Below are 23915 nucleotides of genomic sequence, written 5' to 3'. Positions count from 1 at the left end.
CCGATATAGGCCCCGGTCTGGATTTCGACCAGTTCGAGCGGGATCTGGCCCTCGTTTGCCAGACGGTGCGGCTGACCGATCGGGATATAGACCGACTGGTTTTCCGTCAGAAGCCGCGTTTCCTCGCCCATCGTCACCGTCGCCGTGCCCTTGACCACGATCCAGTGTTCCGAGCGATGATAATGTTTCTGGAACGAGATCCGATGGCCGGGATCGACCGTGATGTGGCCGACCCGGTAACGTTCGTCCACATACATGTGTTCGATATAACCCCAGGGACGATAAACACGCTTGTGGCTCTGCGTCCGCGGCGCATGTTCGCCGTCCTTCAGCGTCTCCACCAGACCCTTCACATCCTGCACCCGGTTCTTCGGCACCACCAGAACCGCATCCTTGGTGGCCACCACCACCAGATCCTTCGCCCCCACCACCGTCGTCAGCAGTTGCGTGGAGTGAATGAGGCAGCCTTCGGAATCGATGAAGACGCCATCGCCTTCCAGCGCATTGTCATTGCCGCGCTTGTCGGCGATCTCCCAGATCGCATCCCAGCTGCCGATATCCGACCAGCGGAAATGGCCATGCACCACCGCCATGCGTCTGGTTTTTTCGATCACCGCATAGTCGATGGAATTTTTCGGCGAGGCCTCGAAGCTTTCCTGATGCAGACGCACAAAACCGAGGTCGCTTTCATATTGCTCGACCGCCTGCGTCACCGCCGAAAGAATCTCCGGCGCGAAGGCCTTGAGTTCGGCGATCATCACATCGGAGCGGAACAGGAAGTTGCCGGAGTTCCAGAGATAGCCCTTTTCCAGATAGGAGATCGCCGTCTTCATGTCAGGCTTTTCCACGAAGGCGTCGACCGTGCTCAGGTCCTCCTCGCCGTCGATCGCCTCGCCCGGCTTGATATAGCCATAGGAGGTGCGCGGCTCGCTCGGCACCAGGCCGAAGACGACAATATTGCCCTGATCGGCAGCCTTGGCCCCGAGTTTCACGGCGTCGGAGAACTTGTCGGCATCGAGCACCACATGGTCGGCGGCAAGCGCCAGCACCAGACATCCCGGCTCGCGACGCTCCGCCAGCACGGCGGCAGCCGCCATGGCCGCAGCGCTGTCGCGGCGGGCGGGTTCAAGCACCACCGTTGCCGGCAGGCCGATCTCTTCCGCCTGACGGCGGGCGAAAAAACGGAAATCCTCGTTGGTGATGACGAGCGGCTCGGCATAAAGCCCCTTGTCGCCCACCCGCATCAGCGTCTGCTGATAGGTCGAAAGATTGCCGACCAGCGGCTGGAACTGCTTCGGCAGCTGATCACGCGAGACAGGCCAGAGACGCGAACCGGCACCGCCAGCAAGAAGAACCGGCGTGATCTTTCGGGTGTGTTCCTTCACGACAAAACCTTTCCAACATCAAAAAATTTCCCGGCGCGCCGGACAATATACATATTTCCCAATGCCGCCATCATCGGTTTACGGGCGGACAAGCGCAAGCTCATAAATTCGCCTTGTGAAAGCTTGGTGAACGAGCGGCGGGGCATTTGGAGGACATGTCGATTGCCTGGGGACCCGTTTCGCTAACGCGAGATGGCTTGCGAGGTTCCGCAGAATTCGCCGCGAAAACATCTCCGGGGATCGCGGAAATCTCGGCGTCCCAAGAAGCCGCATCCGCGGCCGGACGGTGGCACCCGGAACCCACAAACCCGGCGCCAGGTTGAGAATATCGACTTAATCGATTGAAACGGCCGCAAATTTCCCCCGCGTTAAATTTGCTGCACTGAACAACATTCAAGGCTTGGCAGGCGCGCGAAAAATACAATAACAACGACGGATATTTTTACACTGTTATCGACACGAAAGCACGCTCAGCCCATGTCCGACACGCCAAAACCCGCCAGCACAAGAACATCGGTTACGGATCAGGAAGCCCTGGATTTCCACGCGGAAGGCAGACCCGGGAAATTGGAAATCACCCCGACCAAGCCGATGGCGACGCAGAGGGATCTGTCGCTCGCCTATTCGCCTGGCGTGGCCGTGCCGGTGAAAGCCATCGCCGAAAATCCGGCGACCGCTTACGATTATACGACACGCGGCAACATGGTCGCCGTCATCTCCAACGGCACGGCGATCCTCGGGCTTGGCAATCTCGGCGCGCTCGCCTCCAAGCCGGTCATGGAGGGCAAATCCGTCCTCTTCAAGCGTTTCGCCGATGTCGATTCCATCGATCTCGAGGTCGATACCGAAGATGCAGATGAATTCATCAATTGCGTGCGCTACCTCGGCCCCTCCTTCGGCGGCATCAATCTGGAAGACATCAAGGCGCCGGAATGTTTCATCATCGAAAGCCGCCTGCGCGAACTGATGGACATCCCCGTTTTCCATGACGACCAGCACGGCACCGCCATCATCGCCGCCGCCGGCCTCATCAACGCCATCGAACTGACGGGCCGCGACTTCAAGACCACCAAGCTCGTCTGTAACGGCGCGGGTGCTGCGGCGATTGCCTGCATGGACCTCATCAAGGCCATGGGCTTCAACCCGGAAAACATCACGCTCTGTGACACCAAGGGCGTGATCTATCAGGGCCGCACCGAAGGCATGAACCAGTGGAAATCCGCCCACGCGGTGAAAACCAACAATCGCACGCTGGCGGAAGCCATGAAGGGCGCGGATGTGGTGTTCGGCCTCTCCCAGAAGGGCGCTTTCAGCGAAGAGATGATCCGCTCCATGGCGCCGAAGCCGATCATCTTCGCCATGGCCAATCCGGACCCGGAAATCACCCCCGAAGAAGTCTCGCGCGTCCGTGACGACGCCATCATGGCGACCGGCCGTTCCGATTATCCGAACCAGGTCAACAACGTCCTCGGCTTCCCCTACATCTTCCGCGGCGCGCTCGATGTGCGCGCCAGCCAGATCAACGATGCGATGAAGATCGCCGCCGCGCAGGCGCTGGCCGATCTTGCCCGTGAGGACGTGCCTGATGATGTCGCAGCAGCCTATCAGGGCAACCGCCCGCGCTTCGGGCCGCAATATATCATTCCGGTTCCCTTCGATCCGCGCCTGATCTCGGCCATTCCGGTGGCCGTGGCGAAAGCCGCCATCGAAACCGGCGTCGCCCGGCGCGAACTGCCTGACCTCGACGCCTATGCCCGCGAGCTTTCCGCCCGCCGCGACCCGATGGCCTCGACGACGCAGCGTCTTTACGAGCGCGTGCGCCGCTCACCGAAGCGCGTGGTCTTTGCCGAAGCGGAAGAAGAACAGGTCATGCGCGCGGCGATTTCGTTTACCGCTCAAGGGCTTGGCACTGCCATCCTGCTCGGCCGCGACGATATCATCAAGGCCAATGCGGAACGTGCCGGCATCGATCTCGACCGCGCCAATATCGAGATCACCAATGCCCGCCTCTCCAGCCGCGTCGATGCCTATGTCGATTATCTCTATGCGCGGCTGCAGCGCGGTGGTTTCCTGCTGCGTGACGTGCAGCGCCTGATCCACAATGACCGCAACCATTTCGCCGCCTGCATGGTGGCGATGGGCGATGCGGACGCCGTGGTCACCGGCGTTACCCGCAATTATTCGACGGCGCTCGAGGATATCCGCCGCTGCATCAACACCAAACCCGGCCATCGCGTCATCGGCGTTTCGCTTGTTGTCTCGCGCAACCGCACGGTCTTCGTCGCCGATACCGCCGTGCATGACATGCCATCGGCCGACGACCTTGCGGATATCGCCGAAGAGGCAGCCGGCCTCGCCCGCCGTTTCGGCTACGAGCCGCGCGTCGCCATGCTCGCCTATTCCACCTTCGGCCAGCCGACCGGCGAGCGTTCCGACAAGGTGCGCGAGGCGGTGAAAATCCTCGACCGGCGCAATGTCAATTTCGAGGTCGACGGCGAGATGTCGGCCGATGTGGCGCTGAACCATCACCGCATGCAGAGCCAGTATCCCTTCGCCCGGCTTTCCGGCCCGGCCAACGTTCTGGTCATGCCGGCCATCCATTCCGCCTCCATCTCCACCAAGATGCTGCAGGAACTGGGCGGCGCAACCGTCATCGGCCCGCTTCTCGTCGGCCTCGACAAGTCGGTGCAGATTACCTCGATGGGTGCCAAGGACAGCGATATCGTCAACATGGCGGCGATCGCGGCTTATAACGCCGGGAGATAAGCACGGGGCGTGCCGCTTGCTTCTTCTCCCCGCCGGGGAGAAGATGGCCCGAAGGGTCAGATGAGGGGGCAAGCTCTCCGGATATCTCTACCGTAGCCCCCTCATCCCGCTGCCGCGACCTTCTTCCCCTCGGGGAGAAGAAACAAGCGGCATTCGCTCGTTTTCCCTTTGGCCATTTGGCCGGCAAACGGCGTCCGGATTGCCCCGCGCGGCCTTATGGCCAGATGCAAACAGCGCGGATAAAGAACAGGATTCTACGATTTAAAATTATTAGGATATTTTTTCGCCCTCTAAGCTTTATTGGAACACGATTTTATTCATAGTATTTTTTGCGCAATGCCAATTCTCGCTCTTGGCGGGTGCCTCATGTAGTTTCCACCTACAATCAAAAGGAAATACCCATGGCCCTCTCTTTCTCCAGATTTGCCGCAAAACTCATCGCCGGAACCGTCGTCATCGCTTCGATGGCCACCGCCGCCCATGCGGATGCAACGCTCGACCGGATCAAGGGTCGCGGCAAGCTCACCGTCGGCGTGATCCTATCGGGCGCGCCCTTCGGCTTTATCGATCCGAAGACGCAGGAACAGAAGGGCCTCAACATCGATGTGGCCAAGGCGCTGGCCGCCGGCCTCGGCGTCGAGCTGGTCACCGAAACCGTTACCCCGCCCAACCGCGTGCAGTTCCTGCAGCAGGGCAAGGTCGATATTCTGATCGCCAACATGCAATACACGGAAGAGCGCGCCAAAACCCTCGATTATGTGCCCACCCCCTATGACCGCCAGGGCGGCGCAGCCATCGGCCGCAAGGACAGTGGTATCAAGGACTGGCCGGACCTGAAGGGCAAGATCGCCTGCGTTTCGCAAGGGTCGAACTACACCCAGCCGCTGATCGAGGAATATGGCGCACAGGTAAAGGCCCTGCCGAGCCAGCCGGAATCGCTGCTGGCGCTGAAGGGCGGCAATTGCGATGTCTCCGTCCACGTCAACGGCACGCTGAGCCTGATGCTGCAGGACCGCGCCGACGAGTGGAAGGATTATGGCATCCTGATCCCCACCGACCTCATCCCTTCCGATTCCGTGATCTGGCTGCGCAAGGGTGAAAGCGATACCCAGGCCGCACTCGACAAGATCGTCAAGGAACTGCACGCCTCCGGCAAGATGCTCGAATTCGCCAAGGCCAACCGCCTGCCGAGCATCGGCTACATGGAAGAACAGCAGAAGAAGCTTTCTGCCGCCCAATAAGGACAGGAGCAGGGCTTTTCCGCTATCTGCCCGTCCCCATCACAGGTGAGGACGACGGCAAAAGAGCGGAGTGATTTCCCCTGACCATCAGGAACGGCCGGTTTCGCCTGCCGTTCTTTTCTGCTTTATAACAAGGCAGGCCATTCTGGCGCCGCCCGCCGGGCGGCACCCGCAATAACAGCATGGATTTCCGATGCAGGATTCATTTACAGCGCGCTTCATTGAACTCGCCGCGCATCTCGGCCTCAACTATGATTTTCTGAACAGCGGCTACGAGGTTCAGATCTGGCTTGACGGCATGAAGATGACGCTCATCCTCGTCGCCGTCACTTTGCCGCTCAGCCTCGTCTTCGGCTTTGTTTTCGCCGCCATGCTGACATCGGGCAAGGTCTGGCTCGCCGGTCCCGTGCGCGCCTATGTGGAGCTGACGCGCAACACGCCGACACTGGTGCAGCTGATGTGCGGTTTCCTCGTGCTCAACATGCTGATTTCCAATGCATTGGGCGGCGCGCAGAACAATCCGCTCACCCCGTTCTTCTGGGTCGTCGCCGTCACCGGCCTGCATATCGCCGCCTTCCACGCGGAAGCGCTGCGCGGCGGCATCGAAGCGGTGCCGGCCACCACCATCGAAGCGGCGCGCGCGATCGGTTTCAGCTCCTTCGAAGTGCTGCGTTACGTGGAATTTCCGCTGGCAATCCGCACTGCCCTGCCCTCGATCATCAACAATCTCGTCAATCTGGTGAAGCTCACCACGGTCGGCTCGGCGATCGCGGTCGGTGAAATCACCTATGCCTCGATCCTGATCTGGACACAGCGCGACAATGTGGTCGAGTTGATGCTCGTCATCCTCATCTTCTTCAGTGTCATCAATTTTATCGTCGCAAGGGCCGGTCTCTGGCTTGAACGGCGTCTTGCGGTTCCGGGGTTCGGCCAATGAGCGCGGTGGTTTCTCCAACACAGGCGGCAAAGAAGCCGCCTTTCGGCACCATTTTGCTGCTCGGCGTTCTGATCGCCGTCGTGCTGTGGCTGATCCTCGATCCGTCGCTCGGACAGGTGCTGCTCGAATGGCTGCCCTATCTCGGCAAGGGTTTCGCCATGAATGTGCTGATCAGCATTCTGGCGATCGCGATTGGCACCTTCATCGGCGTCCTGCTCGGCATCATGGAGCTCGCGCCCTACCGCCTCGTGCGCGCGCCGGCGCTCACCTATGTGCAGATTTTCCGCAACGCCCCGCATCTGGTGCTGATCTTTGCCGCGACCTACATCTTCCCCTTCGAGATCGTCGCCTTCGGCAATTACATCCCCTTCCCGGACTGGATCAAGGCCGTCGTCGGGCTTGCCATTCCCGCCAGCGCCCATATCGCCGAAATCACCCGCGGGGCCATCCAGTCCATTCCGACGGCGCAATGGGAAGCCGCCCAGGGGCTAGGCTTTTCGCGCAATCAGACGCTGCGCTGGATCATCCTGCCGCAATGCGTGAAACGCTCGCTGCCGCCATGGATGAACCTTTACGCGTCGATCACCATGGGCACGGCGCTCGCCTCGCTGGTCGGCGTCCATGAACTGCTGCACGCCGCGACAGATGCCAGCACCGCCGTGCAGCGCAACGATTTCACCGTCGTGGTCTATCTCACCGTTCTGATGGCGTTCTTCCTGTTCTGCTATCCCGTCTCCCGTTTCACGCAGCGCCTCGAGCGGCGCTTCGCTTCCCGCTGATTGGAACAAGCCATGTCCGCATCCGCACCACAAACCGCCAAAGCGCTTGTCGAACTCGAAGGGATTCATCTCTCCTTCGGCGACAATCAGGTCCTGAAAGGCATCGATCTTACGGTCAACAAGGGCGACGCCGTCTCCATCATCGGCCCCTCCGGCTCCGGCAAATCCACCATCCTGCGCTGCATCAACGGCCTGCTCATCCCGCAATCGGGCAAGATCACCGTTGGTGGCACCCGGGTAGACCAGCTGAAGACCGAGGCGGAGCGCATCGCACTGCGCAAGCGCATCGGCATCGTCTTCCAGCAGTTCAATCTCTTCCCGCATCTGACTGTCATGGAAAACATCACCATCGCGCCGATCAAAATCCTCGGCACACCAAAGGCTGAAGCCGAGCGTCATGCCCGTGAACTGCTGGAAAAGGTCCGCCTTTCCCAGAAGGTCGATGCCTATCCCGGCCAGCTTTCCGGCGGCCAGCAGCAACGCGTGGCGATTGCCCGCGCGCTTGCCATGCGGCCGGAACTGGTGCTGTTCGATGAGGTCACTTCCGCGCTCGACCCGGAAACCGTGGGTGAAGTGCTCGCCGTCATCCGCGATCTCGTCAATGACGGCATGACCAGCATTCTCGTCACCCATGAAATGCGCTTCGCCGAAGAAATCAGCGACAAGATCGTGTTTACCGAAAACGGCCTGATCGTCGATCAAGGCACGCCTGATCATATCTTCTACCGGTCGACAAATCCGCGCATCAACGCCTTCGTCAAGGGTCTGGGAGGACAGGCGGCACGGCTCAATGATGGCGAGGGGATCTGACGCCATGGCCACCGAGGAAAAACTCACCCTTCATCTGGCCGAAGCCATCGCCGCGTCTGATCCTCTAGGCGACGATGAGGCGGTGACGATTGCCCGCACGGCGCTGATCGATTTTTTCGCCTGCGTGCTGGGCGGTGCTGCCGACAGAAGCACCCAAATCCTGATCGACAGCTTTACCTCGGGCACCTCAGGCACGGCAGGTATCATCGGCCATGATCTGCGTACCGACGTCTTTACCGCCGCCCTCATCAACGGCCATGCCGGCCATGTGCTTGATTATGACGATGTGCATGGCAGCGTGCGTGGTCACCCCACCGTCGCCATCATTCCCGCGCTTCTGGCCGTTGCGGTGGAGGAAAATTCGACGGCGGACGCCTTCATCGCCGCCTATATTGTCGGGCTGGAGACGATGGCGCGGATTGGCCTGTCGCTCGGCACCAAACATTACGAAAACGGCTTCCACGCCACCGCCACGCTCGGTCCCATCGGCGCTGCCGCTGCCATCGCCCATCTCCTGAAATTCGATCCGCAGACCACAGCCGCCGCACTCGGCCTTGCCGCCACGCAATCGGCCGGGCTTCGCCTGCAATTCGGGTTCGATGCCAAACCGCTGCATGCCGGGTTTGCCACTCGCGCCGGCCTCACCGCCGCACGGCTGGCTCGGTCAGGTTTTCAGGGCGCACCGGATTTTCTCGAAAACCCCATCGGCTTTTATTCCACCTTCGCCTTTGGTGCAGAGCAACCGAAACGGGTCTTGTCTGGCTGGGGCGCGCCCTGGCAGATCGTATCGCCCGGATTAACGCTCAAGGCCTTTCCCTGCTGCACCGCCGCCCACCCCGTCGCCGTCGGCGCGCTGGCACTGCGCAACGCGCATGATCTGACGCCGGACGAAATCGAAACTGTTGTCATTACCTTCCCGCCGGGCGGCGATGCCGCCCTTGTCGGCACCGCCACGCCCGCCACCGGCATCGATGCGCGCTTCAGCCCCGAATATGTTTTCGCCGCAGCGCTCGCGGACGGAGCACTCGGCATCGGCCATTTCGACGAGCGCCCGGCACGCGCCGATCTGCTGACACTTTCGGCAAAAGTCTCGCGCCGGCATGACGAAACAGCCCGCCGCCTGTCGCCCGACCCGACCACCCGTTTCGTGGTCATCGATGTGACAAAGAAAGACGGAACATTGCTGTCACGTCGCATCGACGGCCTGCCGGGCATCGACGATCCGACGGAGAAATTCGCCGATGCCACCGGCGGCAATGAGAAATTCGCCGGAATTCCGGCACTGGTGCGGAGCATGAAAACCGCAGCCGATCTCCGGGAGCTCGAGACGCTTCTGGCAACTGAAATATAACCCGACCGACATGAAGGCATGATCCCCATGACCAATACGACCCGCAAAAGACAGATGCATCTCGGCCTTTTCCTGCAGGGCGCCGGGCACCACGTTTCCGGCTGGCGTCACCCCGATGCGGAGGCCGGCAGCGAGAATCTCGATCTGCTCACCCGCGTTACGAAAATGGCCGAAGCGGCGAAGTTCGACATGGTTTTCCTGGCCGACGGCCTGACCAGCGGCGTCGACGCCCATCCGTCGATGATCGCGCGCTTCGAACCGCTGACCCTGCTCGCAGCGCTCGCCATGGTGACCGACAAGATCGGCCTGGCCGCAACGGCCTCCACAACCTATGGCGAGCCCTATCACACCGCCCGCGCCTTCGCGTCCATCGACCATCTGAGCCATGGCCGCGCGGCCTGGAACATCGTCACCACTTCTTATGCCCGCACGGCGGCGAATTTCTCCAAGGACCACCCCGAGCATGACGAGCGTTATGCGGTGGCCGAAGAATATGTGAACGTCGTTCGCGGCCTTTGGGACAGCTGGGATGACGACGCCTTCATCAAGGACAAGCAGGCGGGCCGCTATGTCGATCCGGCAAAGGTCCACATCCTCAATCACGAAGGCAAATATTTCACGGTCAAGGGGCCGCTCAATATTCCGCGCTCGCCGCAGGGACACCCGGTTCTCATTCAGGCCGGCTCCTCCGGCCCGGGACAGGATCTCGCCGCCCGCACCGCCGATATCGTCTTCACCGCACAGCAGGCGATTTCCGAAGCGCAGGCCTTTTACACCAGTCTCAAGGCACGGGTGGAAAAGTTCGGCCGCGATCCGGCAAGCGTCGCCGTCATGCCGGGTTTCATGCCGATCATCGGCAGGAGCTTCGAGGAAGCCGGTGAAAAGCTGAAGGAACTGAACCGCTGGACGGATATCAATAGCGCCATGCCGCTGCTTGAAGAACGCATCGGCCACAGCCTGGCTGATTACGATCTCGACGGCCCGCTGCCGGACCTGCCGATCTCCGATCAGCTGCGCAGCCGCGCCGAACTTCTGACCGAACTGGCGCGCCGTGAAAAGCTGACGATCCGCGAACTGGCGCTGCGCGTCGCCGCCGGACGCGGCCACCACATCGTCATGGGCACGGCCAAGGACGTGGCGGACCGGATGCAGGAATGGTTCGAAAACGGCGCGGCCGACGGCTTCAATGTCATGCCGCCCTTCTTCCCCGGTGGGCTCGAAGAATTCAACCGCGAGGTCGTGCCGCTTCTGCAGGAACGTGGCCTGTTCCGCAAGGAATACGAAGGCTCGACGCTGCGCGACCACCTTGGCATCGACCGTCCGACGTTGCGGGGATAACAGCGTGCGGATACCTGGCCACAGGCATCCGCATCACCAAATCGCGTCGATAAGTCGGAGCGGGCAAAGGCCCGCCCTGTCACGCTGCGGCGCGTCCCGCCTGCTGGTCGCGCCGGCCGGCGTTTGAAAATTCCGACCGGGCGGACGCTCCGTCTTCGCGCTGAACCGTGCGGCGGTTCAGTTTGAACAGGCTGACAAGCTGTGCCAGCACATCGGCGCCCTGCGCCAGCGTGGTGCTGATCGCGGTGGTACGGGCGCTCATCGCGGCATTTTCCTGGGTCATCCGGTCGAGCCGGTTGACGGCCTTGTTGATTTCGCTGATGCCGACGGCCTGTTCATCGGCCGCCTTCGAAATCATGTCGACATTGCCGTCAATGTGCCTGACCAGTGCGTCGATCTGTTTCAGCGCCTCGCCGGTCTCGCCAACCAGCCGGACACCTTCAAGAACCTCGCTGCCGGAATTATTGATCAGCACCTTGATTTCCTTGGCGGCGTTGGCGGAGCGTTGCGCCAGTTCGCGTACTTCCTGCGCCACCACGGCAAAACCCTTGCCGGCATCGCCCGCCCGTGCCGCCTCGACACCGGCATTCAACGCCAGAAGGTTGGTCTGGAAGGCAATCTCGTCGATGACACCGATGATCTGGCTGATTTCCCGCGATGCCGTCTCGATGCGCTGCATGGCGTCGACCGTCCGTTCGACCACTTCCGTGGAAGCGACCGTGGATACCCGTGCGCTCTGCACGAGTTTGCGCGTTTCCTTCATGTTCTCGGTGGATGATTGAACCGTCGCGGTGATCTCTTCCAGCGCCGCCGAGGTTTCCTCCAGCGCCACGGCCTGTTCGCGGGAGCGTTCGGCGAGATTGACGGAGGCCTCGCTGACTTCCTGGCTGCTGCGGGTCAGGTCACCTGTCTGGCCGAGAACATTCTCGAGCGTCTTCTGGAATTCCGCGATCGATTTGTTGAAATCGCGCCGCAGTCCTTCGAACTCGCCGACGAACGGCTTGTCCAGCGTGATGCGGATGTTGCATTGGGAGAGCCTCTCCAGCGCCGCACCGAGTTCTTCCACCGCATGTACCCGGTCCGACACGTCGAAGGCGAATTTGGCAACCTTGAAGACCTGCCCGCGATCATCGAGGATGGGATTATACGATGCCTGGATGAAGACGCGCTTGCCAGCCTTGCCGAGCCGCATGAACTGGCCGGTGGAGAAATGGCCGGTTCGCAGCCCTTCCCAGAAGGTCCGGTATTCCGCTGAACCGACATAGGAGGGATCGCAGAACATCGAGTGGTTCTTGCCGATGATTTCCTGCGCCGAATATCCCATCGCTTCGAGGAAATTCTCGTTAGCGCTCAGGATCGTTCCGTCCGGTGAGAATTCGATCATGGCCTGCGCACGGGAAAGTGCGGAGAGCTTGCCATTGTCCTCGGCGCTCTGGCGCTTGATCACGGTGATGTCCGTGGCGATCTTGACCACCTTGTAGGGTTTGCCGAAGCGGAAAACCGGATTGTAGGACGCTTCGATCCAGATATCGGCGCCGCTTTTGGCGCGCCGGCGGTACTGGCCCTTGTCGTGTTCGCCGCGCGACAGTTTTTCCCAGAAAGCCTTGTATTGCGCAGACGCCGCATCTTCAGTGGAAAGGAACATGCGATGATGGCGGCCGACGATCTCTTCCTGCGTGTAACCGATGGCCTTGCAGAAATTATCGTTCGCTTTGAGAACCTTGCCGGTCAGATCGAATTCGATGATCGCCTGTGAGCGGTTCAGGGCTTCCAGCACCGCAGACGCATCCAACCCAAACCTAGAAAAGTGAGACATGCTTTTTCAACCCCCAACCAAGACCAGTTTGCGGACCTCCTAACCCTGGATAATCCAGAGGCTGAAAACCGGTCAGTCTGCCCGCACGCAAAACTAGCGGGACAGCGTTAAATAGCGATTAATGATGGTTTATAACTATCGCGCCAAAGGCCTGATCTGGCGGTGAAGACCGGAAGAACGAGCATTACGCCCCAGCCATATATGAACCGCTTATTTGCCACAGTGCTGATATTTCTGCGATCGCGACGCGATGCGGCCTTTCATCGAGGCGCCATTCATTGTTATGGCGGGCTTGAAAGATTTGTGTTGCAGGAGCGCCGATGACCAAAACCCTGAAATGCGACGTGCTGGTGATCGGCACCGGCATTATCGGTTCGATGGCGGCGCTCTATCTACAGAACGCCCGGCGGGAGGTCGTCCTTCTGGAGCGCGGCGAGATTGCCGGTGGCGCAAGTTCCGGCAATGCCGGTATACTGGCCTTTCCGGAAATCATCCCCATTCCCTCCCCCGGCATCATGAAAAAAGCGCCGCGGTGGCTGTTCGATCCGCTCGGCCCGCTCAGCGTGCCGCCGGCCTATGCCGCAAAGATCGCACCGTGGCTCTGGCGTTTCTGGCGCGCCAGCGCCGAACGCAACTTCCGCCATGGGCTGCGAGTGCTGAGCGATATCAACCGGCTGGCGGCCACGGAAATGGCGCATGTCGCCGCCATGCCGGAACTTTCCGCCCTTGTCTCGAAAACCGGTACGCTTGATCTCTATGACAGCGAGGCAAGCCTGAACGCCGCCGCCAGGGACTGGGATGAAAAGCAGCGCGCGGGCTTCTCCTTTGAGCGTGTCGGCCGTAACCGGATAGACGAATTGCAGCCGGGTCTTGCCCCGCAGTTCCGCCATGCCATGTTCTCGCCGGACGGCACGCAGGTCTCCGATCCTCATGATTTCACCCGTGCGATTTTCGATCTGGTGATTGCCAGGGGTGCGAGCCTGCGCAAGGGCGAGGCGAAACGCATCGATGCTGTCGGTGAAAGCACGATCGTCACCCTGGAAAACGGCGACAAGATCGATGCCGACAGGGTGGTGATCGCATGCGGCGCCTGGTCGAAGAAACTTGCCGCGACGCTTGGCAATATCGTGCCTCTGGAAACGGAGAGGGGCTACAACACCACCCTGCCCGCCGGCGCCTTCAACCTGACGCGCCAGCTTTATTTCAACGATCATGGCTTCGTCGTGACGCCGCTTTCCTCCGGCATCCGTGTCGGTGGCGCGGTCGAGCTTGGCGGGCTGGATCTGGAGCCGAATTTCAAGCGGTCGGAAGCGATGCTGAAAAAGGCGGGACGTTTCCTGCCCGGTCTCAAGACGGAGGGCGGACGGCAATGGATGGGGTTTCGCCCGTCAATGCCGGACTGTCTTCCCGTCATCGGCACGGCGCGCACCACGCCTTCCGTCATCTACGCCTTCGGCCACGGCCATCTGGGCCTGACGCAATCGGCGGCGACCGCCCGTCTCGTAACGCAGTTGGCCAATGGCGAGGAGACGGCGATCTCCGTCGATCCGTTCCGGCCGGGGCGTTTTTCCTGACGCAGGCGAGGCCGGCGCAATAGCCGAAACAGGGCAACGTATTCCGCATAAAGGCGAGATACTTCCGGGAATGACGGCTATTTCACCTGCATGGAATCGTCCGGAAACTCCACGGTGGCGAAGGATGGATAGACCTTTCGCAGGATCGTCACCTGCTGCTGGTCGCTCACGCGCAGCAGATACCAGTCGCTACCGTCCATCAGCGCCAGCGTGTGGGAATTCGCCTCGATCGTCTGACCGTTGGTTTCCATCACCGTTTTCGTCGGAATAAGCGCATAGGGCGTTCCGTCCGGCGTCTGCTCAAGGCGGATCGCCTGCTTGTCCATGGTAAACTCGGTTATCTTGACCGCAGCGAGCGCCATCTGCATCTGCGTCGTCAGGGCGCTGCGCAATTGCTCAACGGTCACGCCCGCATCGCGTGCGATGGACTCGAAGATTTTCGGCGGCACCGTCTTGCCGACAGTCTCGAAATCCTGCCCGTTCAGGGCGCTGTTGAACCGTTCGATCTGCTGGCGCAAACTGTCCTGCTCAGACGGTGATATATCTCGCGACAGCACGGGCTGCGCCAGCACCACGAACAGAAACAGACAGGATAACAGACGTTTCATGGCCTGGCCTTTCCGATTGTCCGGCATCTCCCGGGTCCCCGCGCAGGAAACCCTTCGAGACGGCGGATCGTTCAGCGCAGCAGAATGAAGCCCGCAGCCGAAAGCACGAGGAAGACAATGAGGCCGCCAAGGAAGCCCGCAGACGTGAAGAAACCGGCGACCATGGCCAGCAGCAGCACGCACAGGACCATGGTGCCGTATTTCGTCAGAGCCAGAAAGCCGTTATAGGTCTTTTCATGCTCGGCGTAGTTCATCTCGGCGCCAACTTCGACCGGACCCGTGTGGTGTTCGCTCATTCCGCTTCCCCTTTGCTCCATCCGACGCTCCCGCCGCGCAAGACCATTATCCTGCGAACGGTGACGGGCTCATGCCGGATTCTCCGTCAGCAGAGGTAACATGAAGTCGAAGAAAAGCGCAATGCGTTCCGAGCGAAAGAGCAGCCATGCCGCACGCGGCATCCGCCGAACCGGGCAAAGCGTGCGGCCGAGCAACATCCTTGCGCAAACGGTTGAAAAGCACGGCCCTTCGCCCCGTCCGGTCGCGGTTTTAGTTGCTTTTCGTACAGCCTGCCCATACACGGGGTTCTGTGGGGAGGAACACCGGAACTAGTCTGAGCGGAGACACGTGGAGGCGTGACCGCCGCGGGAGCTTTCCGGCTTTGCTCTCCGCCATAACCCGCAAAGGGCCCGGTAAGGGAAGAGGGGAAAGTCATGAAATCGCTTTTGAAAATAAGTGCTTTGATAGACCTTGCGAGCGAAGCTCTGGGCAAGGTCGCCGGTTACCTGGTGCTCATCTGCTGCCTCGTCAGCGCCGGCAACGCCATGGTTCGTTATGCCTTCAACTACAGCTCGAACGGCTGGCTGGAAATCCAGTGGTACATGTTCGCCTTCATCGTGCTTATCGGCGCATCCTATACGCTGCGCATGAACGAGCATGTGCGTGTCGATATCATCTATGGCGCGATTTCAGCGCGCAGCCGCATCTGGGTGGACATTGTCGGCATCGTTCTGTTCCTGCTGCCAGGCTGCGTTTATCTGGCCTGGCTGTCCTGGCCCATGTTCACACTGTCCTGGCACCAGAACGAAGTATCCTCGAATGCCGGCGGCCTCATCCGCTGGCCCGTGAAACTCGTCATCTTCGCCGGTTTCGCCCTGCTGGTTCTTCAGGGATTTTCCGAACTCATCAAGCGCATAGGCGCCCTCAACGGGCTTTATGCGCTGGATACGAAGTACGAAAAACCCCTGCAATGATCGCGCCGATCTGAACCTTCAGGATATTTCCCATGTTTGAATATGGTATTCTTCCGCCACTGATGTTCCTCGGCATGATCATCTTCATGCTTTACGGATTTCCAGTCGCCTTCTCGCTTGCCACCGTCGGCCTCGTCTTCGGTGTCATCGGCATCTTCACCGAGCATTTTTCACCGGCCTTTCTTCAGGCTTTGCCGCTGCGCATCTTCGGCATCGTCTCGAACGATCTTCTGCTCGCCATTCCCTTCTTCACCTTCATGGGCGCGATCCTCGAACGATGCGGGCTGGCGGAGGATCTGCTGGAAGGCACGGGCAAACTGTTCGGCGCCATTCCCGGCGGTCTTGCCTATGCCGTCATCATCGTCGGCGCGATCCTCGGCGCCATCACCGGCACGGTTGCCGCCTCCGTCATCACCATGGGCGTGATCTCGCTGCCGATCATGCTGAAATACGGGTATAATCCGCGGCTTGCCACCGGCGTCATCGCCGCATCGGGCACGATCACGCAGGTCATTCCCCCGTCACTCGTGCTGATCGTCCTTGCCGATCAGCTCGGCAAATCCGTGGGCGACATGTATCTCGGTGCGGTCGGCCCGTCGATCCTGCAGGTCGCCATCTTCATGCTCTTCATCCTGTTGATGTCGATCGTGCGGCCGAAGGATCTGCCGGCGCTGCCGCCGGAAGCCCGCGGCGAACTGGACCGCAAGCTGGTATTCCGCGTGCTGGCGGGCATGATCCCCTCCATCGTGCTGATCTTCCTTGTGCTCGGCACCATTTTCCTCGGCCTTGCAACCCCCACGGAAGCCGGGGCGCTCGGCGTCGTTGGTGCCATGGCGCTTGCCGCAGCACATCGCCGCCTTACCTGGGACCTCGTCAAGCAGGGCATGCATTCCACCATGCATATCACCTCCATGGTGGTGTTCATTCTGGTGGGCGCCACCTGCTTTTCCCTCGTCTTTCAGGGCATGGACGGTTCGCTGTGGATCGAGCATATGTTGTCGGGCATTCCGGGCGGCCCCATCGGCTTCCTGATCTTCGTCAACATCTTCATCTTCTTCCTCGCCTTCTTCCTCGATTTCTTCGAGATCGCCTTCATCGTCATTCCGATGCTGGCGCCGATCGCCCAGTCGCTCGGTATCGACCTGATCTGGTTCGGCGTGCTGATCTGCATCAACATGCAGACGAGCTTCATGCATCCGCCCTTCGGTTTTGCGCTGTTCTACCTGCGCTCCATCGCGCCGCGCTCGGTCAAGACATCGGATATCTACATGGGCGCCATCCCGTGGCTCGGCATGCAGCTTATCCTCGTCGCCATCGTGATCTTCTGGCCGGAATCCGTCACCTACTGGCTGGATAAGGCGCCCGAGGTCGATCTGAACTCCATCAAGATCGAGGTGCCCGCCTTCGGCAATCAGGGCGGCAACACCATGCCCAATTTCGGTCTGCCTGGAGGCCAGCCGGGTGGATTGCCGGGCATGCCGAACCTCGGTGAACCGCCGAAGATCGGGCCGTAAGGGTCGTCTTGTAAGGGCTGGGCGAAACGCCTATAATTGTGGAGTGGAAGACAGGGTAGCAGCCCTGCCTTCCGTTTGTTTATCGTTTGAAATAAAGCCGGACAGTCGCTGACCAGCCTGTCCGGTTTCTCCTAATGACAAACGCAATGCTCAGTGGTTTCCACATCGCATCACCTCCACAGTTGAGAGCAAGGCCTTTGCCGAGGTCGGCGTGGCCAATCCCCGCCGACACTCCGGCTGGTCGCGGAGCCTGCTGCTTTCGCTCACAACAGGTCCGATCGTAAATCATCCTTTGTTGTCGGATACATGAAGGCTTCCGCACAGCAAAAACCCCGGAGACCGAAATCTCCGAGGCCTTTGCCCGGTCCGCCGCCGTTACCGAATAATCAGAGCTTGCCGTTACGCTGCTGGATCATCATGAACGTATCGAAGGTATATTCCGCAAGCTGCATCCACAGGTAACCTTCACGCTTGAAGGCGACCTGATCCTCGTAGATCTTCTTGAAGTCCGGGTTGGATGCCGAAATATTGGCGTAAACCTCCAGTGCGGACTTGTAGCAGGCTTCCAGAATCTCCTGGCTGAAAGGCCGAAGGACTGCGCCTTCCGAAACCAGCTGCTTGATGGCGATGGGGTTTTTGGCGTCGTATTTCGCCATCATGCTGGTGTTGGCGAAGGCGCAGGCATCCTGAAGGGCGGTCTGATAGCTCTTCGGCAGGCTGTTCCACTTGTCCAGATTGACGAAGGAATGGATGACCGGACCGCCTTCCCAGAAGGCCGGGTAATAATAATATTTCGCCACCTTCTGAAAGCCGAGCTTGTGGTCGTCATAAGGGCCGACCCATTCGGCAGCATCAATGGTACCCTTTTCCAGCGCCGGATAGATGTCGCCGCCGGCGATCTGCTGGGGCACGACGCCGAGTTTTTCCACCACCTTGCCGGCCAGACCGGCGATGCGCATCTTCACGCCCTTGAAATCGTCGACGGTATTGATTTCCTTGCGGAACCAGCCACCCATCTGGGCACCGGTGTTGCCTGATATCATGCCATAGAGATTATGCTTGGCGTAAAATTCGTTGAGCAGCTTGTTGCCGTTGCCCTCATAGAACCAGGAATTGGTCAGGCGGGCATTGAGGCCGAAGGGTATCGCCGTGCCGATGGCGAAGGTCGGATCCTTGCCGACGTAATAATACGAGCAGGTATGGCACATTTCCACCGTGCCTGATGACACGGCATCAGCCGCCTGCAGACCGGGCACGATTTCGCCGGCGGCAAAGGGCTGGATGGTGAAATTGCCGTCGGTTGCCGCGGCGACGTGTTTGGCAATGTCCTCGGCGCCGCCATAGATCGTGTCGAGGGATTTTGGAAATGACGACGTCAGGCGCCAGTTGATCTTGGTATTCTGCTGCGCAATGGCGGGCGCGGCCAGAGCCGTCGCGGCTCCCGCAAGCGCACCTTTTTTCATAAAGGAACGGCGATCCATCTATATCCTCCCAGATATGAACGCTGCCCGCAGCTTTGAATTCCCCTTTTGCTGTTCAGGCATCGCAGCAAAGTAAGCACGGTTACCGCCCGGCTGACAAGCACCCGCATCAAGAATTAATCGCGGAAAACCGGCCATTTCCGGAAGTCACCTTCGTATTTTATTTGCAACTGAAATATCTTCGCGGCGCCTTATACTTTAGGCGCATCCATTCCCGCCAAAACGCAAAACGCGTGCTTGACTTGGCTCACCGGCAGTCGCACAAATTTCGAAGATTCGCCCCGGAGCAGCCATGCCAAAACCCATTATCGCCGTCCCCGCCGACATCAGGCATTTCGCCGGAGCCGACTGGCACGCCGCGCAAAACCAGTATCTCTCCGCCGCCCTGAGAGTCGCGGGCGTCATGTCCTTCATCGTCCCGGCTTTCGAGGATGGTAACGAGATCGACGCCATTCTGGACCGGGTCGACGGTCTGCTCGTATCCGGCTCGGCAACCAATGTTCACCCTGCCCTTTACGGAAAAGAGGCGCGGGAGAGCGACGGTCCCTTCGATCCCGCCCGCGACGCCACCAGCCTGCCGCTCATTCGCCGCGCCATCGAACGCGCCATTCCGATGCTCGCCATCTGTCGCGGCATTCAGGAATTGAACGTCGCGCTCGGCGGCACGCTTGCTTCGGAAATTCAGGAACAGCCAGGCGTCTGGGATCACCGCAAGCCGGAACATGACGACCGCGACGTGGCCTTCGCCATCCGCCAGCCCGTGCATGTGCGCGAAGGCTCCTGCATTGCGCAGCATCTCGGCATGTCGGGTGAAATCCAGATCAATTCGCTGCACCGGCAGGCGATAGCCGAAACCGCACCACGCCTGCAGGTGGAGGCAACGGCGGCAGACGGCACCATCGAGGCTGTTTCCGTCATCGATGCCAAGGGCTTTGCCGTCGGCGTGCAATGGCATCCGGAATATTGGGCTGAAACGGATGCACCCTCACGCGCCCTGTTCGAGGCATTCGGCAAGGCTGTTCACGAGTACCGAAACAGCAAAGCCTGAAATCGGCCAACCGCACCCAGAGCAAAGCGGACTTCAGCATCAGGACATAAAAAAGGGGCAAGCCTGAAGGCCTGCCCCAAGTTCCGGGAGGAGTAGTTAGCGCTTTGCGCGTTTCTTCTGTCGGTAGACATCGGCGACGACGGCAGCCACGATGATCAGGCCTTTGACGATCTCCTGGTAATAGGCATCGACCCTGAGGAACGTGAAGCCCGATGTCATCACACCGAGGATGATGGTGCCGATGACCGTTCCGGTGATACGGCCGGCACCGCCGGCAAGCGATGTGCCGCCGATAACGGCTGCGGCGATGGCGTCGAGTTCATACATCACGCCCATGCCGGCCTGCGCCGTCTGTGCACGGGCGGCGGTGACGACGCCGGCAAGACCGGCCAGCATGCCGGCAATGGCATAGACCTTGATCAGATGCGCCTCGATATTGATACCGGAAACGCGCGCCGCCTGCTGGTTAGCGCCGATCGCATAGGTGAACTTGCCATAACGCGTGTAACGCAGCGCGATATGGAAGATGATGGCGACGACGAGGAAAACGACGACCGGCCAGATTCCCGTGCCGATGAAGTTGAAACCGTCGGTCAGGCCGGAGATCGGCTGGCCCTTCGTGTACCACTTGGAAAGACCGCGCGCCGTCACCATCATGCCGAGCGTGGCGATGAAGGGCGGAATTTTCGTGCGCGCAATCAGCTGCCCGTTGATGAAACCGGCCAGCATACCCGCCAGAATGCCGACAGCCAGCGGGATGAAGAACGGCAGGTCGGTGAGGCCCGGATAAAGCGCCCGCGGCCAGGTGGAGGATTGCGCCACGCTGGCGGACAACATTGCCGTCAGGCCGACGACGGAGCCTGAGGAAAGGTCGATACCGCCGGTGATGATGACCTGCGTCACGCCAACGGCGATGATGCCGATTACCGACACCTGCAGGATCATGATCGTCAGGCGCTGCTGGTTCATGAGGAAGCTCTGGCCGATGAAAATCCAGCCGAGAATTTCATAAACCAGCGCGATGCCGATCAGCACGAAAAAGATATTGGCTTCCGGCGGTATGCGCCTGTGCGGCTTGCGTCCGGATTTTGCGTCCAACTCTGCGTTGGCGGCGGCGTTCGTATTCATAATCATTCCTCCTCGAGAAATCCCGGCGCGCCTCACCGCGATGCGAGATCCATCACTTTAACCTGCGTGGCTTCACTTCTATCAAGGAAGCCCGTCACCCGACCTTCATGCATGACCATGACACGGTCGCTCATACCCAGAACCTCCGGCATTTCGGAGGAAATCATGATGACGGCGACGCCCTGGCGCGCCATCTCGCAAACCAGCTTGTGAATTTCCGCCTTGGCCCCGACATCGATGCCCCGCGTCGGTTCATCCAGAATGAGGATGCGCGGCTTGGTCAGCATCCAGCGACCGATCAGCACCTTCTGCTGGTTGCCGCCCGACAGGTTTTCGATGCGCTCATAAAGATGCGGCGTCTTGACCCGCAGCTTGCGGCACATCTCCTCGCAGGCATCCGAAAGCGCGTTTTCCTGCACGAAGCCATTGGCGACATATTTGTCCTGCAGGACGGCGATCTGCATGTTCTCCAGAATATTGAGGATCAGCAGACATCCCGTATCCTTGCGGTCCTCGGTCAGGAACGCCATGCGGTGGCGGATTGCCTCGGTCGGACTGTCGATAGCAACCTGTTTACCGTCGATTGCAACGCTACCCGAAGAGGCCGGCGTAACACCGAACACCGTCTCGGCAACATTGGAGCGTCCCGAGCCGACAAGACCCGCAACGCCTAAAATTTCGCCGGCGCGAACATCGAACGACACATCATGGAACACGCCATCGAGCGTCAGGTTCTTGACCGACAGCACCACATCGCCGATCGGAACCTCTTCCTTCGGGAACATCTGCGTGATTTCGCGGCCCACCATCATGCGGATGATGTCATCGCGCGTCACATCGGTGGAAGCATGGGTGCCGATATATTTGCCGTCGCGGAAGACGGAAAACTCGTCGGCGATCTCGAACAGCTCGTTCATCTTGTGGGTGATGTAGACGATGCCGATGCCACGTTCCCTGAGGTCGCGGATAATGCGGAAGAGATGTTCCACCTCGCGCTCTGTCAGCGCCGATGTCGGCTCGTCCATGATCAGAACGTCGGAATCGTAAGAAACCGCCTTGGCGATCTCGACCATCTGACGGCTCGCGACCGACAGCTCGCCGACGCGGGTTTCCGGGTCGAGGTCGATACCGAGCCTTTCCAGCAGCGTCTCCGTGCGGCGATACATTTCGCCATGGTCGATGAAACCAAACCGGTTTTTTGGCTCGCGGCGAATCCAGATGTTTTCGGCCACCGTCATATAGGCCATCAGGTTGAGTTCCTGATGGATCATGGCAATGCCGTTTTCGAGCGCGTCGAGTGGGGAATCGAGGCGTATCGGAGCACCTTTCAGGCGGATTTCACCAATGTCCGGCTGGTAGATACCAGCGAGAATCTTCATCAGCGTCGATTTGCCGGCGCCGTTCTCGCCCATCAGCGCATGCACGGTGCCGCGCTTGAGGTGGAACGACACATCATCAAGCGCCACGACGCCGGGAAATTCCTTGCGTATGCCGTCCGCTGCCAGAAGAAATTCTGCATTCGGCACGGCGCCACTGGCGCGCACGGCGGCCATTGTCGATGGACTGACGACCATCTCACCCTCCACAATAGACAAAAATGACCGGAAATATGGCTCGCGAAATCGCACCCTTCCTTCCGGGGAGGCTTACAGCGCCGTGTCTCTCAAGACAGGTGACGGCGCTGTAACACTTTGAATTCACTGAAATTCTATTATCTACATCAGCCCGCAGGCCTGGCCTTGGGTTGCCGTCCGGATCCGGCATCTGGCTGCGATGATCACGTCGATCGGGCGCAGATGCCGGAACGGGATCGTCAGTTCTTGGCCACGTAGTCCTTGACGTTTTCCGGCGTGACGAGCTGGAAGGGAATGTAGACCTTCTTCTCGACCTTGTCGCCCTTGACGAGCTTCAGAGCCGCATCGAGAGCGCCCTTGCCCTGGCCGGCAGCATCCTGGAAAACCGTCACGTCGAGATCGCCCGCCTGCATGGCGGCAAGGGCGTCCTGCGTGGCGTCCACACCGGCAACGACATAGTCCTTCATGTCCTTGCCAGCAGCTTTCAGCGCCTGAACGGCACCGATCGCCATTTCATCATTGTTGGCGATGACGGCGTTGAATTCGATACCGCTGGAGAGCCAGTTGGTAACAAGGTCGGAACCCTGCGTACGCTGCCAGTTGGCGGTCTGCTCTTCAACAACCGAAATGCCCTTGCATTCGTCGGTCTGCAAAACGTCCTTGGCAGACTGCGTGCGCATGCGCGCCGCCTGGTTCGAAAGCTCGCCCATCATGATGACGGCCTTGCCCTTGCCACCGAGAAGGCGGCAAACTTCTTTCGCTTCAAGCGTGCCGGCCACCGTTTCATCGGAGGCAACGAATGCCTGTCCGTCCGGCAGCGTATCCACGTTCACCGGCTGGCGGTTGACGTAAACCAGCGGAATTTTCGCGTCCGCTGCAAGCTTCGACATGGCCGCCGTCGCATCCGTGTCAACCGGATTGACGATGATCGCATCGACCTTGGAAGCGATGAAATTCTGAATCTGGCTCTGCTGCTTGGCGACGTCGTTCTGCGCGTCTTCAACCTGCAGGGTAACGCCCTTCAGTTCCTTGGAATAATCCTGCATGCCGTTGCGCAGCACGGTCAGGAAGTTGTCGTCGAACAGTGCCATCGAAACGCCGACGGTTTCGGCATGTGCCGCCGTGCCCAAAAGCACAGACATGGCAGCACTGATGATAAGTTTCTTCATTGTTTTTCTCCTCCTCGGTGTCCGGCGCCACCTCTCCCAGCCGGAAGCGGACCCGAAAGCCCGCCGCTACCTCCTCATCCAGAAAACGGAATAATGAAACCGATTTTCTGTTGTTCGATATATTTATTCCATTTCTGGTTCGAACG

19 protein-coding genes are annotated in these 23915 nt (G+C 60.0%); 11 read left to right on the top strand and 8 right to left on the bottom strand.

Annotated elements, in window-relative coordinates; genetic code table 11:
* Window positions 1-1385, bottom strand: a 1385-nt coding sequence (locus N434_RS12055) for a mannose-1-phosphate guanylyltransferase/mannose-6-phosphate isomerase (protein WP_110757962.1), incomplete at its 3' end; no start/stop codon positions are given.
* Between the two features lie 477 nt (window positions 1386-1862).
* Here N434_RS12055 and N434_RS12050 point away from each other — a divergent pair.
* The 7 genes from N434_RS12050 (at window position 1863) to N434_RS12020 (ending at window position 10607) form a co-directional block, all read left to right on the top strand.
* Window positions 1863-4151 (top strand): NADP-dependent malic enzyme, encoded by a 2289-nt coding sequence (locus tag N434_RS12050; protein ID WP_065117566.1) that lies wholly within the window; start codon window positions 1863-1865, stop codon window positions 4149-4151.
* A 401-nt stretch (window positions 4152-4552) separates the two neighbouring features.
* The gene (locus N434_RS12045; RefSeq protein ID WP_065117565.1) at window positions 4553-5392 is read left to right on the top strand and encodes a transporter substrate-binding domain-containing protein; all 840 of its coding nucleotides are present in this window, start codon (window positions 4553-4555) and stop codon (window positions 5390-5392) included.
* 193 nt (window positions 5393-5585) lie between these two features.
* Entirely contained in the window at window positions 5586-6329 is a 744-nt protein-coding gene (locus tag N434_RS12040; RefSeq protein WP_110757959.1) for an amino acid ABC transporter permease, read from the top strand.
* Window positions 6326-7108 carry an amino acid ABC transporter permease gene (locus N434_RS12035; protein WP_065117563.1) on the top strand — a complete coding sequence of 261 codons (783 nt, stop codon included), beginning with the start codon at window positions 6326-6328 and terminating at the stop codon, window positions 7106-7108. Before N434_RS12040 ends, N434_RS12035 begins: the two co-directional genes overlap by 4 nt.
* Window positions 7109-7120: 12 nt before the next feature.
* On the top strand, window positions 7121-7918 hold the full coding sequence (locus N434_RS12030; RefSeq protein WP_065117562.1) for an amino acid ABC transporter ATP-binding protein: 798 nt from the start codon (window positions 7121-7123) through the stop codon (window positions 7916-7918).
* A 4-nt stretch (window positions 7919-7922) separates the two neighbouring features.
* A complete protein-coding gene (locus N434_RS12025; RefSeq protein WP_110757956.1) occupies window positions 7923-9269 on the top strand; it encodes an MmgE/PrpD family protein in 1347 nt (448 codons plus the stop codon).
* Between the two features lie 18 nt (window positions 9270-9287).
* Window positions 9288-10607 carry an LLM class flavin-dependent oxidoreductase gene (locus tag N434_RS12020; protein ID WP_181423956.1) on the top strand — a complete coding sequence of 440 codons (1320 nt, stop codon included), beginning with the start codon at window positions 9288-9290 and terminating at the stop codon, window positions 10605-10607.
* A gap of 79 nt (window positions 10608-10686) precedes the next feature.
* Here N434_RS12020 and N434_RS12015 read toward each other — a convergent pair whose 3' ends face one another.
* Window positions 10687-12423, bottom strand: coding sequence for a methyl-accepting chemotaxis protein (locus N434_RS12015; RefSeq protein ID WP_110757954.1), 1737 nt, complete (start codon window positions 12421-12423; stop codon window positions 10687-10689).
* 320 nt (window positions 12424-12743) lie between these two features.
* Here N434_RS12015 and N434_RS12010 point away from each other — a divergent pair, with 320 nt between their 5' ends.
* The gene (locus N434_RS12010; RefSeq protein ID WP_110757953.1) at window positions 12744-13997 is read left to right on the top strand and encodes an NAD(P)/FAD-dependent oxidoreductase; all 1254 of its coding nucleotides are present in this window, start codon (window positions 12744-12746) and stop codon (window positions 13995-13997) included.
* 77 nt (window positions 13998-14074) lie between these two features.
* Here the strand turns inward: N434_RS12010 and N434_RS12005 are convergent, their stop codons facing one another.
* Window positions 14075-14605, bottom strand: a complete 531-nt coding sequence (locus N434_RS12005; RefSeq protein ID WP_174031201.1) for a hypothetical protein — start codon at window positions 14603-14605, stop codon at window positions 14075-14077.
* 71 nt (window positions 14606-14676) lie between these two features.
* Window positions 14677-14901, bottom strand: a complete 225-nt coding sequence (locus N434_RS12000; RefSeq protein ID WP_065117556.1) for an aa3-type cytochrome c oxidase subunit IV — start codon at window positions 14899-14901, stop codon at window positions 14677-14679.
* A gap of 414 nt (window positions 14902-15315) precedes the next feature.
* Here N434_RS12000 and N434_RS11990 point away from each other — a divergent pair, with 414 nt between their 5' ends.
* Both N434_RS11990 and N434_RS11985 read left to right on the top strand, forming a co-directional pair.
* Window positions 15316-15855 (top strand): TRAP transporter small permease subunit, encoded by a 540-nt coding sequence (locus N434_RS11990; RefSeq protein ID WP_065117555.1) that lies wholly within the window; start codon window positions 15316-15318, stop codon window positions 15853-15855.
* A gap of 32 nt (window positions 15856-15887) precedes the next feature.
* Window positions 15888-17369: a TRAP transporter large permease gene (locus N434_RS11985; RefSeq protein ID WP_110757949.1), complete on the top strand. Its 1482-nt coding sequence runs from the start codon at window positions 15888-15890 to the stop codon at window positions 17367-17369.
* Between the two features lie 386 nt (window positions 17370-17755).
* Here N434_RS11985 and N434_RS11980 read toward each other — a convergent pair whose 3' ends face one another.
* Window positions 17756-18850 (bottom strand): TRAP transporter substrate-binding protein, encoded by a 1095-nt coding sequence (locus N434_RS11980; RefSeq protein ID WP_065117553.1) that lies wholly within the window; start codon window positions 18848-18850, stop codon window positions 17756-17758.
* A 292-nt stretch (window positions 18851-19142) separates the two neighbouring features.
* On the opposite strand from N434_RS11980, the gene N434_RS11975 reads away from it, so the two are divergent.
* Entirely contained in the window at window positions 19143-19898 is a 756-nt protein-coding gene (locus tag N434_RS11975) for a gamma-glutamyl-gamma-aminobutyrate hydrolase family protein (protein WP_110757947.1), read from the top strand.
* 96 nt (window positions 19899-19994) lie between these two features.
* On the opposite strand, the gene N434_RS11970 is transcribed toward N434_RS11975, so the two are convergent.
* The 3 genes from N434_RS11970 to N434_RS11960 form a co-directional block, all read right to left on the bottom strand.
* A complete protein-coding gene (locus tag N434_RS11970) occupies window positions 19995-21026 on the bottom strand; it encodes an ABC transporter permease (RefSeq protein ID WP_065117551.1) in 1032 nt (343 codons plus the stop codon).
* Window positions 21027-21058: 32 nt separating this feature from the next.
* Window positions 21059-22600 (bottom strand): sugar ABC transporter ATP-binding protein, encoded by a 1542-nt coding sequence (locus N434_RS11965; RefSeq protein WP_065117550.1) that lies wholly within the window; start codon window positions 22598-22600, stop codon window positions 21059-21061.
* A gap of 239 nt (window positions 22601-22839) precedes the next feature.
* Window positions 22840-23769 (bottom strand): sugar ABC transporter substrate-binding protein, encoded by a 930-nt coding sequence (locus N434_RS11960; RefSeq protein ID WP_065117549.1) that lies wholly within the window; start codon window positions 23767-23769, stop codon window positions 22840-22842.
* Window positions 23770-23915 lie beyond the last annotated feature (146 nt).

This window comes from Rhizobium sp. UGM030330-04, from assembly GCF_003208455.1.
Classification (GTDB): Bacteria; Pseudomonadota; Alphaproteobacteria; order Rhizobiales; family Rhizobiaceae; genus Agrobacterium; species Agrobacterium rhizogenes_A.
Note: the sequence above shows the minus strand (reverse complement) of the source record. Positions and strands in the feature narration are given on the sequence as shown.